The 10,901-nt window shown below is 54.2% G+C and carries 10 protein-coding genes; all 10 read right to left on the bottom strand.

Features of this window, described 5'->3' with window-relative positions:
- Positions 1–527: 527 nt before the first annotated feature.
- Positions 528–1,373 (bottom strand): formate/nitrite transporter family protein, encoded by an 846-nt coding sequence (locus BLS94_RS05665; protein ID WP_090958395.1) that lies wholly within the window; start codon positions 1,371–1,373, stop codon positions 528–530.
- A gap of 37 nt (positions 1,374–1,410) precedes the next feature.
- Positions 1,411–2,034, bottom strand: a complete 624-nt coding sequence (locus BLS94_RS05660) for a hypothetical protein (protein WP_090958393.1) — start codon at positions 2,032–2,034, stop codon at positions 1,411–1,413.
- Complete coding sequence (locus BLS94_RS05655; protein WP_090958391.1) at positions 2,031–2,645, bottom strand: SCO family protein; 615 nt, start codon at positions 2,643–2,645, stop codon at positions 2,031–2,033. The genes BLS94_RS05660 and BLS94_RS05655 overlap by 4 nt, the downstream gene beginning before the upstream one ends.
- Positions 2,646–2,663: 18 nt before the next feature.
- Positions 2,664–4,154, bottom strand: coding sequence for a cbb3-type cytochrome c oxidase subunit I (locus BLS94_RS05650; protein ID WP_090958389.1), 1,491 nt, complete (start codon positions 4,152–4,154; stop codon positions 2,664–2,666).
- 12 nt (positions 4,155–4,166) lie between these two features.
- Positions 4,167–4,703 carry a cupredoxin domain-containing protein gene (locus BLS94_RS05645; protein ID WP_090958387.1) on the bottom strand — a complete coding sequence of 179 codons (537 nt, stop codon included), beginning with the start codon at positions 4,701–4,703 and terminating at the stop codon, positions 4,167–4,169.
- Positions 4,704–5,147: 444 nt separating this feature from the next.
- A complete protein-coding gene (locus BLS94_RS05635) occupies positions 5,148–5,906 on the bottom strand; it encodes a phosphate ABC transporter ATP-binding protein (RefSeq protein ID WP_218124751.1) in 759 nt (252 codons plus the stop codon).
- Between the two features lie 112 nt (positions 5,907–6,018).
- Positions 6,019–6,909, bottom strand: coding sequence for a phosphate ABC transporter permease PstA (gene pstA / locus BLS94_RS05630; protein WP_256325299.1), 891 nt, complete (start codon positions 6,907–6,909; stop codon positions 6,019–6,021).
- Between the two features lie 114 nt (positions 6,910–7,023).
- Positions 7,024–7,797, bottom strand: coding sequence for a phosphate ABC transporter permease subunit PstC (gene pstC / locus BLS94_RS05625; RefSeq protein WP_256325298.1), 774 nt, complete (start codon positions 7,795–7,797; stop codon positions 7,024–7,026).
- The gene (locus tag BLS94_RS05620) at positions 7,751–8,584 is read right to left on the bottom strand and encodes a phosphate ABC transporter substrate-binding protein (RefSeq protein WP_090958379.1); all 834 of its coding nucleotides are present in this window, start codon (positions 8,582–8,584) and stop codon (positions 7,751–7,753) included. The genes pstC and BLS94_RS05620 overlap by 47 nt, the downstream gene beginning before the upstream one ends.
- Before the next feature lie 2 nt (positions 8,585–8,586).
- The gene (locus tag BLS94_RS05615; protein WP_090958377.1) at positions 8,587–10,722 is read right to left on the bottom strand and encodes an FAD-dependent oxidoreductase; all 2,136 of its coding nucleotides are present in this window, start codon (positions 10,720–10,722) and stop codon (positions 8,587–8,589) included.
- Positions 10,723–10,901 lie beyond the last annotated feature (179 nt).

Genomic DNA, 10,901 nt, shown 5'->3' with positions numbered 1-10,901 from the left:
GTGACCAGCTTCAGCCAAGGTTTGACAACCATTTGTTCTCTCCTTTACTCCGTGTTGATTTGTTGTGTTCAATATCCAGACTTGAAACCATGATCGACAAGCAATCAGGGCCTCTCCCTAGTCCGATATCTGTCTTTTCTGTAAAACCCCCAGGACTATCCCCAAGGCCTCCCTAAAACACCGCGTAGCCTAAACGTACAACTACTTCGTGTCAAGAAAATTGAGCTGTGCAGTAAAAATTGGAACGGGTCGATCCGGCAGGGGTGGCGCCATATCAGGGGAACTGCCGGGCAGGTGTGGCGGCTCAATTGCCTCTATCGGACCAAGCGATACAAAACCCGAATTGATGAGCGTGACGGGTAAACCGGGCGGGAAGGTGGGGGCATTTATACTGAGCAAGCGGGTATATGGTGATCCCCGCTTGCTCAGATATTGCTATGTCGCAAAGCCGCAGGTTTTATCCGCAGCTAAACGTTTGACCACAACCATTGAATGACTGCATCGGCTTGAATCGTATTACGGTTTTTTTACGGTGCAGTCCGGGTTACATTATGTACGGGCTTCTCCTCCGAAACCGGAGGAGACGGCTTGTAGCAATAATGCAGCAACAAGCCCGTAAAAACGGCGCCTCCGACAATGTTACCCAACGTGACGGGGATCTGGTTCCAGAACAGCCACTGCCCGACGGTAATGTCAGCGCCGAGAAGCATGGCGGTCGGCATAACGAACATGTTTACTATCGAGTGTTCAAACGCCAAGGCGAAAAATGTTGATACCGGCAACCAGATGGAAGCTATTTTGCCGAATGCCGATGTTGAAACCATACCTAGAATGGTTCCTAGCGCGACCATCCAATTGCAAAGTATGCCTTTGGTAAATGCGGTCAACCAGCCATTCGCCCCGGCATGTTCATAGACGAGCGTTTTGGAGATCGCCACCGCGATGATTTTATCGCCCAGCGCCCCGTGAGGTTCGATGAAAGCCTCGGTCAGGGCGATGGCAATCAAAAAACCGACAAACACGCAGCCGAAAAAATTCCCCAGGTATACCCAGCCCCAATTGCGAAACATCTGGTTGACCGTTACCTTGCCGCGTACAACACCAACAGGCAGCACAGCAAAGTTGCCGGTCGCAAGTTCCATGCCGAGTAATATGATCATCGCGAAGCCTACCGGAAAAACGGCACCCGAGACGAGCGCCGCGGCGCCTTCGGAAAAGCCCACAGAACACTTGAAAGCAAGCGCGGTTCCATACGCGAGAAGCGCGCCAGACAGGAAACCTTTAACCAGCATTCCGCCAGCAGGCAGACCCGCTTTCTTTTTGCTGGCAGCTTCAACCTCTTCCATGAGTTTATACGGTGGATGATAGTCCATGCTTTTTTCTATTCCTCTAACTCTGTATCTCTCAATCTTACGCGAGCGTCGTACCCGAACCGTTACCACCCGGCTTACTCGGGCCAACCCCGCTACCAATAAATAAAGTGGCGAGCCACCATACAAAAAGCAGAATCGAACCTATGACCATATACCAGCCGGCATGCTCCTGGTCATTCACCAGGTAGCTGTTACAAACACGAACGGGCGCAACGATATATAACCAGCCAAGAACTGCCAGCATACTAATAAAATTTGTCCAGACAAAGCCCCGACCAATCAGGGTCAGACGCCTCCAGGCGAGGACTAGAGGAAATCCGACGAGCAGCGGCAGGCTGAGAAATTTTCCAACCTCGGCCAGAGGTTCCGTCAGCGCCGCATCGAGTGCCCGAGGCAGCATCCAGTAGCTTGAGGCAAATAACGCAACCATTACGCAGGGTACCGAACCGCCTACTCGCGCCAGAACATCGTTCTGCCAGCGCACAGGCAGCAGTCGGCACCCGATAATTCCCAATATCACAAGTAACGGCATTTGCACCAGCATGTGACGGCTCATGGTTGCTTCCAGCCAATCGCGGGCCATCGGTGTTCCGAGGAGCAAATACAATATCCCCAGGCCAATACCGTATTTGACATCACGAGGTAAAGTGGGACTGCTCATAGCAACGCCACCACTTGTTCAGCAAACGGTGCTGCTTTATCAATATCGGTAATCAGCCTCAGGCGTCCGTCGCGGCCGACGAGATGAAGGGCGGTATTATGCTCATATCCCCCGAATTCATCAGGAATCACAACGATGCCGAACGCGTCGAGCAGGGATTTGAGCTCCGCCTTGTCAGGTACCCTCGCAACGCGCCAAATTTTTCCGTCTGCGCCATAGGCCTGGCCGTATTTCTTCAAGCTGGCCGTATCATCATGATCCGGGTCGAAACTGATACTGATAAGCGCAAAATCGCGCCCTAGGGATTCCCTCGGTATGAGATCGAGGATCTGCTTGAAGATCATGCCCATGCTTTGGCACAGCGTGGTGCAACTTGTGTAGATGAAGTCTACTGCAAGTAGTCGCCCTTCATAATCCCGCAGGCTGATTTTGTTCCCATCCTGGTCCTCAAGCGTAACCATCGGCAGCGGACGGGGGGAGCGCAGAATTTCCACTCTCCGCGCCGTTTCAGCCGTGAACGCAGTAAATCCATCCGTAGCCCACCAAAAAAACCATGAACCCAGTGAAATCACCAGCGTTGTTGTCACTACGCTGCGTTTCACCGGGTTCATGGGGTTATACGGCCTGCATCATGTAGTGGCCAGACTTCGCGCCAGAGATGCGCGCTGGTAATCTCGGCCAGCGAACCCGAGCCGTGAGAGGAAGCGGAATATGAACACCAGCACGGCAGCAAGTATCAACACTACGAAATACGAAGCAAGACGATCGTAGGGCACCCATTCCGGGAGATGCTCCGCGTAGCGGCGCGGTACACTTATTTTTCCCGAGTAGAGAAACGACATCGTGAAACCCATGGTGCCAATAACGAATGCCCAGAAGGCCGCGACATCGATAGGGCTGTCTTTGGCATTTTCATTCGGCTTCCCGAGATAGTACATGAACCCGAATACCATTGCGACCATGCCAAGCAACAGGTAGGTATGAAAATGCCCTGGTACCCATAGCGTGTTATGCATTACATAATTGACGGTGATGGTACCGTCGATAAATGCGGGCATAGCACCCACCGCCCAACCAAACAATGACACAAACAGCAGTCGTGAACACATGTCCCAACGAATACCCGAACGGTACACGATCATCATGGCACCGTAGCCGGTCACTATTAAAATGGGAAAGGTGTTGAGATAGCCAATTATATGGCCAACGATCAGAAACCACTTTGGATAGGCATAGTCCATCAGCAAGTGATGCGGAAAGATGAACATGACCATGATTGTGGAAGCGGTCCAGGAAGCAAGAAACACCTTGTTCGATTTCCAGGGACGCTGCGTGTATCGCGGCAGAATTTCATAGACGGCAATCACTGCCATGTAGATAACCGCGTTGATGAACACATGGCCAAAGAAATAGATCATACCCTTGGCAAGCAGCGGATCAATTTCAAAACTTGGCACATAGAGATTCACCAGCATCATCACCAGGATACTGGCGCCGACGACCAGACCGATAAGGTTAACGATCGTCACCATTGTGCTGGCGACCACGGTCGGTGGAGGCGCGTTACCATCATCATGACCAAAAAGTTGTGGCCAGCCAAGCCCACGGCCGAGGCCGCCGTAACGGGTGATGACCGCGCGCGCGATATCCAGATGCAACAGCACGAAACCCACGCCGATTATCAGCAGACCACCCATGAACAGGGCAGCGGCACCAGTGCTCCACAAGCCCATCGAGTTTCCAGGCAAGGGAAACAGAAAGGTCCAGCCAGCATGGAAATCACCCAGCAGGACGCTGGCCAGGATCATCACCACGCCGATCAGGAATAGCGCCAGATTGGCCATGAATATGCCGTTGGAGAGGTCCACGTACAGCCGCAGGAAATGCCACATGACAGCCGCGCCGGCCAGCGCAACGATACCCACCATACCGGCGCCATGCAACGTCATGATCTTATAAAACCAGAGCCCCCCGATGGAGGTGAATTGCGATTGCTCCAGCCTCATGAGTAGACCAAAAACCATCATCAGCAGCAATACAACAGCTGAGACGACTAAATAGGCCAGTACGCCGGCCTTTGCCCCTGTATCAGGAACTGGGGTATAGGTATAGCTTGCCATGCTTATTCCTCTCTAAGATTTGCCAACTTTGATTTCAGTCATCATATTGTGATGTGCAACACCGCAATATTCCATGCACAGCACTCTGTATGTGCCTTCCTTTTTGAAGGTGTGATAGATTACATTGGTGTAGTGGGGCATGGCCTGTGCCTGCGCCACCAGACGTAAATCAGTGTCATAGATGCCAAAGCCATGATTAACATCCGCGCTGGTAATACGGATTTCGACGGGTTGCCCCACTTCGACCTGGTCGCGATCCATTTCCCAGTACCACATATGCCCGATTACATTGATGACCTGTGCCGGACCAATTTTGGAGTCGGCGCGACTTTCGCCATATGGCAAAGGCAGACCAACCAAGTTATAAATCATTGCCGGGAAAAATACCAATGCCACCGCCCAGAATAACTTCGTGCGAAAACCATATGCACTCTTTACCAACGGCCCGTAGTCTTCTTCCCGTTTGCCGGAATTGATGGCAACGTAAATAACTCCGAATGTAATCAGCGACATCAATACAAGGGAAACCTGCCACGCGGTTTCTTGCATTTATACTCTCCTTCTTTCTATGTATTTCATCGGTAATGCCCGGTTAAATTACAGCGGTGCCGAGCGATAACTCTAGCGGGGTTTGAAAAGTTTTAAATGCCGATTTGAAATGGTTGCTTATATTCAGGTGAATTTTCCAGACCTGCGAGACTGGAAATCTACCAGAAATGCGGACAACCGGGAGAAAATATCGTTCATTGAGGACCACAACGCATCCGAGAACTGCTTATATTCAACGGTCATTTTGAGCGGTTATTTCGAACCGCTTTTTATCCATCATGCCGGAAACAATCTTTTTCAATCCCACTAGTAATACCCACACTTTCCACGCTGGTATGCATTTTGATTACTGCGTGAGGGCTGAATTATGCTTTATGAGGACCTTGGTGTCAAGCGCCGACTGTGCGGATTAAACACGAAAATCGCCTTGTCAATACCAGCTTGTTATCCTCTCGCGCCATTCACGTAAGCGGCGGTTAGCTCGTGTGCGGGAGATTCGAAAATCTGCCGGCAATGGCCAAATTCAACCAGGCTTCCGGCATGGCCTCTTACCCAAAAAAACGCCGCGTAGTTCGCGATCCGTCGCGCCTGCGCCAGATTGTGGGTAACGATGACAATCGTGTAGCGGCCTCGCAAGCGGCTGATCAGGTCTTCGACTATACCCGAAGCAATTGGATCAAGCGCGCTGCAGGGTTCATCCATCAGCAAAATCCGTGGATTCAGGGCCAGCGCGCGGGCAATGCAAAGACGTTGCTGCTGCCCACCTGAAAGACTGAGCGCAGACGAATGCAGCCGGTCATGCACCTCGTCCCACAGCCCGACATCCCGCAATACCTGTTCGATAATGGCTACCGTGTCTACACGCCGCTTAACACCATGCTCGTGCAGAGGCAGTTCGATATTACGGTAGATCGAGAGTGGAAATGGCGTCGGCTTCTGGAATACCATGCCGATCTGCCGCCGCAATGCCTGTACGTCGCGGGCGGGGTCATGGATGTCACCACCATCGATGCAAATGCGGCCGGTAATTCCACAGCCGGGAATCAGGTCGGTAAGCCGATTGATGGAGGATAGAAAACTTGTTTTTCCGCATCCCGAAGGCCCGATCAGTGCAGTGATACAGCCGCGGTAAATATCCAGTGTAACGTTGGCCAAGGCGGTCTTGAGGCCGTAACGAAGGGAAAAATTTTCGACCTGGATCAAGGGCTGAGGGTCGCAACACACTGGGCCCGCCTGTACCGGCCCCAGCGTATAGCCATTGTCGGCCTTGCGCAGAGGGTCATCAGCGGCTTTGGCGGGTTCTGTGGGTGTGGGTTCAGGCTCGCGGTGCATCGGTATTGGAGTATCCGTTTGAGTTCTCTGACATTATCTTCCGACGCTGCCAGTCAGCAGTCAGGCGCATGGCCACCATATTGATGAGTAGTAGCGCTGCTATCAGCACCAGCGCGGACGCATAAGCTGCGGCATCGCCGCCGGGGACATTCATGGATAGATCGAAAATATGTACTGCCAGAGTCCGTCCTGAATCGAGCAGCGAACCCGGCGTGCGATCGACATAGCCGCTGGTAAACAGTAGCGCCGCAGTTTCGGCAATGGCGCGGCCAATTCCAAGCAGCAGCCCTGCAGCCAGTGACGGCGCGGCGATTGGCAATAACAAACGAAACAACGTCGAAGTGCGCGACATGCCCAACGCAGCAGCAGACAAGCGATGTGCATCAGGTATTGCGCGTAAGCCCGACTCGGCGGTACTGACGAGAATGGGCAATAGCATGCAAGCCAGGGTCAGGCCACCCGAAAGGATGGAAAATCCCATGCCTAGATAAATGCTGAAAAAGGCATTGCCGAACAGGCCAAAGACGATGGAGGGAACTGCGGCGAGCACCTGCAGGCTATAGCGTACCGCACCGCCAAAGCGACTGCCGACAGAAACGTATTCGGCGAGTAACGCAGCAGTTGTCCATCCCAGCGGCAGGGCAGCCATCAGGGCAATCACAAGCACAAGAGCAGTGGAAACGAGGATGGAGCCGACGCCCCCGGCACGGCCAGCCTCCCGCGGCGACCTTATGACAAAATCCAGGGAAAGATGCGCCATGCCACCGCGCGCAATATCGCTCAGTATCCATGCAAACGCAGCACAGACCAGTAACGCGGCGCAGTAGATTGCTAATTGCGCGAAGCAATCGCGAGGGGTACGCATTGATTTCATCGAAACCATTTCAGCCATCGCCAGTTTTCGCCAGCCGGGCTGCAATGCTCCAGAGCAACATTACGAGGAGCATAAGTGCTAAGCCCGATACGAACAATGCAGCCCGATGGTCGTTCATGGCATAGGGCATCTCCAGCGCAATATTGGCAGCCAGAGTACGTATCGGCTCGAACAGGCTGGAGGCGTTTGCACGACGTTGCCCGTGACCATCAATAAGGCCATGGTTTCGCCGATAGCGCGGCCAGCTGCGAGAATGACGCCTGCGGCGATACCCGTTTTTGCTGCCGGTAGTGCGACACCCCGGATCGTCCCCCAGCGGGAAAGGCCCAGTGCTGTTGCGCCCAGCATATATTCGCCAGGCACCGCCAATAGCGCGGCGTACGCAGTGAGCGCGATCGTGGGCAGAATCATCAGCGTCAGCACCAGAATCCCGGCCAGCAGGCTGGCGCCGGGTGGATGCAACTGGTTGATCAGCGGCACCAGGGTAGTCAGCCCCCAGAAACCGTAGATCACGGAAGGAATCCCCGCCAGCAACTCGACCAGGCGCCGGTAGATGCTTGCCGCATGCGGCGATGCATAGTAGGCGATAAACAGTGCCGAGGCGATGCCCAGCGGTGTCGCCAGTAATAGTGCCCCGGCCGCGGCGTAGAGGGCACCTGACAGCATGGGCGCCAGGTTGTACAAGTTTTCTCCTGGATTCCAGGAGGGATCGGTGAGAAAACGCTCAATCGATATATGCCGCAGCGCCGGCCAGGACTCAATCGCGATGAATAAAAGGATCAGCAGTACCACGCCCATCGCGGCGCCTGCAGCGCCGCGCAGCAGCCAGAGAGTCAGCGTATCAACGGAAGCCGACGGGGACAAAATATTGTGCCTCGACCAGATCATGTACCTGCTCCGAACGGGCAAACGCTATGAAATCCCGCGCCAGCCCTTGCGGTGCAGCCCGCGTTACGAGGTTAAGCGGCCGCGATAGAGGAAAAGTACCGTTACGTACATTCGCTACGGTAGCCGCAACGCCATCGAGGGGCAGTAATTTGATCGGGGTACCATGCCGCGCTTCGTATTCCGCCGCGCCGATCGATACATAACCGATGGCGTTCGGGTTGCCGGCCACCGTCTTGATTCCCTGCGCGTTGTCGCCGATGATCACGTGTGGCCTGATATCGCTGTTCTTCAGCTTTAAATAGCCCAGAAACAGCTCAAGTGTCGATCGGCCTTCGGCCTTGTTGATGGCGGTGATGGGTGCATCTCGCCCGCCTAGCGTCTTCCAGTTGATGATTTTGCCGGTATATATATCGATAACCTGCTGTCGGCTTAGCCCGGAGATCGGGTTGCTCGCATTCAGAATAAGCCCAACACCATCCAGGGCAATGGTATGTGCTTGTAAATCCTGCTCGGCCGGTTTCAAGGCGCGGGATACCATGCCGATCCCGGCAGTTCCGTTGCGGGTGTCGTTAATACCGCGCGAAGAACCGCCAGTCTGCACGTCTATCCGCGTACCGGGATGTTGCGACTCGAAGCGTCGGGCAATTTCTGCTGCCAGCGGGGCGATGGTGCTGGCGCCGGTTAAAACCAGTTTCTCCGAAGCAGCGTTGCCAGGTTGAGCCCAGCCATATACCAACAATAGTGCCGCAATAAATATGGCATATTTCTTTGTCGAAAATATCCTCATTCTTAGCCTCGCCGCCATGCATGGTACTTTTCCACCCAGTCCAGAAGGCGGTACGGTATGTGTGCACGCCTCCACTCCCCTGCCGCATATTTGTTGGCCTCCGACCAGGTCGGATAAGTGTGAATGGTGCCAAGTATCTTTTTAAGGCCGAGGTTGTGTTTCATCGCCAGCACAAATTCCGCCAGTAAGTCGCTGGCATGGTCACTCACAATAGTCGCACCCAAGATACGATCGCTGTCCGGCGGACTGAGCACCTTGATAAACCCGTGCGCTGCTTCATCCGTAATAGCGCGATCCAGGCCTTCCAGGTAATAGCGGGTCACCTCGAATTTAATGCCGCGCTTGCTTGCTTCCGCCTCCGATAAGCCGACACGGGCAATCTCCGGATGGGTAAACGTAGCCCATGGAATTACCGAGTAATCCACCTTGAAACGTTTGAAACCGCCAAATAATGCATTAACGGACGCATACCACGCCTGGTGTGCGGCGACGTGCGTAAACTGATATGGTCCCGCCACATCGCCGCACGCATAGATGTTGGGATAGAGCGTCTGTAACCACGCATCCGTTTCAATCGTCCCCTTTGGCGAATTCGAAATCCCCAGTTCCTCGAGACCGAAGCCTTCGGTATTGCCCGTTCTTCCCACCGCGCACAGCATCGCGTCAAATGGAATGGCTTCCTCCTTTCCGTCATGGCGCACAACCAGCCGCTGCTCACCGGCTCCGCTTTCGCAACGAATAGCATCGGTTTGGGTCAGCAGGCGCACTCCATCGGCGCGAAGCGCAGACTCGATTACTGCAACGGCGTCCGTATCCTCCCTTTCCAGTAGCCCTGATCTCGCCACTTGCGTAACATGGCAATCCAGGCGCGCAAATGCCTGCGCCAACTCGCAGCCGATAGGTCCGCCGCCTAGAACGACGAGCCGGTCGGGTCGCTCGGTAAGCGACCAGATGGTGTCGGAGGTGTAGTAGCGCACCTGCTCCAGCCCCGGAATCGGGGGAATAGTGGGACGGGAACCTGTAGCGATGACAATCGCGCGCGTACTTATGATTTGCCCATTGACCTCCACCGTCCAAGGCGAAGTAATGCGTGCCTTGCCATGGATTACCTCCACCCCCAGCTTTGTATAGCGTTCTACCGAATCATGCGGCTCGATCGTTTTTATGATGCGATGTACACGCGCCATTACCTCGCCAAAACTGTATTCGACGGTTGCGCCACTGAAACCCAGGTCTTTTGCGTGTCGCGCCTCCCGCAGGAAAGTAGCCGAACGGATCAGCGTCTTGGAGGGCACGCAGCCAAAATTAAGGCAATCCCCGCCCATCTTGTTCGCTTCAATCAGCGTAACCTTGGCGCGGGTGGCCGCTGCAAGGTAGGACGTCACCAAGCCCCCCGAGCCTGCGCCGATGACCACCAGATTACGATCGAACCGGATTGGTTTAGTCCAGCGCGCGTGTATATTTCCAGCCCCTCTCATCCTCACACGCTCCACTGCCCACCGCGCCAGCCAAGGGAATATGGCGAGCAACGCGAAAGACCCTATCAGCGCCGGCGAGAAAATATCGGAAAGACTGGTAATCGAAGCTAACTGCGTGCCGGCGTTGACATAAATTGCCGTCCCGGGCAGCATGCCCAGCAGGCTGATCCAGAAGAAGGTGCCGGCTGGTATTGCCGTCAGCCCCATCAGCAAATTGATTATGAAAAAAGGAAATACCGGTACCAGGCGCAAAGTGAAAAGATAAAATGCACCGTCGCGCTTGATGCCTGCGTCGATTGCCGTCATGCGATCGCTGAAACGTTGCTGCACGAACTCCCGAAAGACGTAGCGCGCCATCCATAATGCGACCGTAGCACCGATACTGGCGGAAATGACAGCCAGCGGAATGCCGACCCAGACCCCAAAAATGGCGCCGCCCGCTAAAGTCATCACACCGGCGCCGGGCAGGGAGAGTGCGGCTATGACAATATAAATGCCGGCATACAGACCCATCATTTGCAGTGGCCGTGCCTGATAAGCCTGTTGCAGCTCATCACGCCCGCTCTTGAGCGTTTCCAGGCTGAAGAAGCGCCCGAGATCAAACGCCAGGAACAAAATAATCAACAATACCAGCAACACGAGCAGCCACCAATGTTTCATCCTGGGCGCCTATAAATCTGATTTGCAAGTACTGTCAGGTGGAGTTATCTGCGCGCTTGCGTTCCGCACCGTCAATGAAACCTGTTTATAAGCTATCGCCTATGGGTTTATAGCGCAGACTGCCTTACCTTGATAAGCAGACTGACTGACAGGTTGAGCTTGGTACAAACGCCATTTCA

It is taken from the genome of Nitrosospira sp. Nsp18 (assembly GCF_900103145.1).
Taxonomy (GTDB): domain Bacteria; phylum Pseudomonadota; class Gammaproteobacteria; order Burkholderiales; family Nitrosomonadaceae; genus Nitrosospira.
The sequence above is the reverse complement of the archived record's forward strand: the minus strand, read 5'-3'. Positions and strand labels throughout refer to the sequence as shown.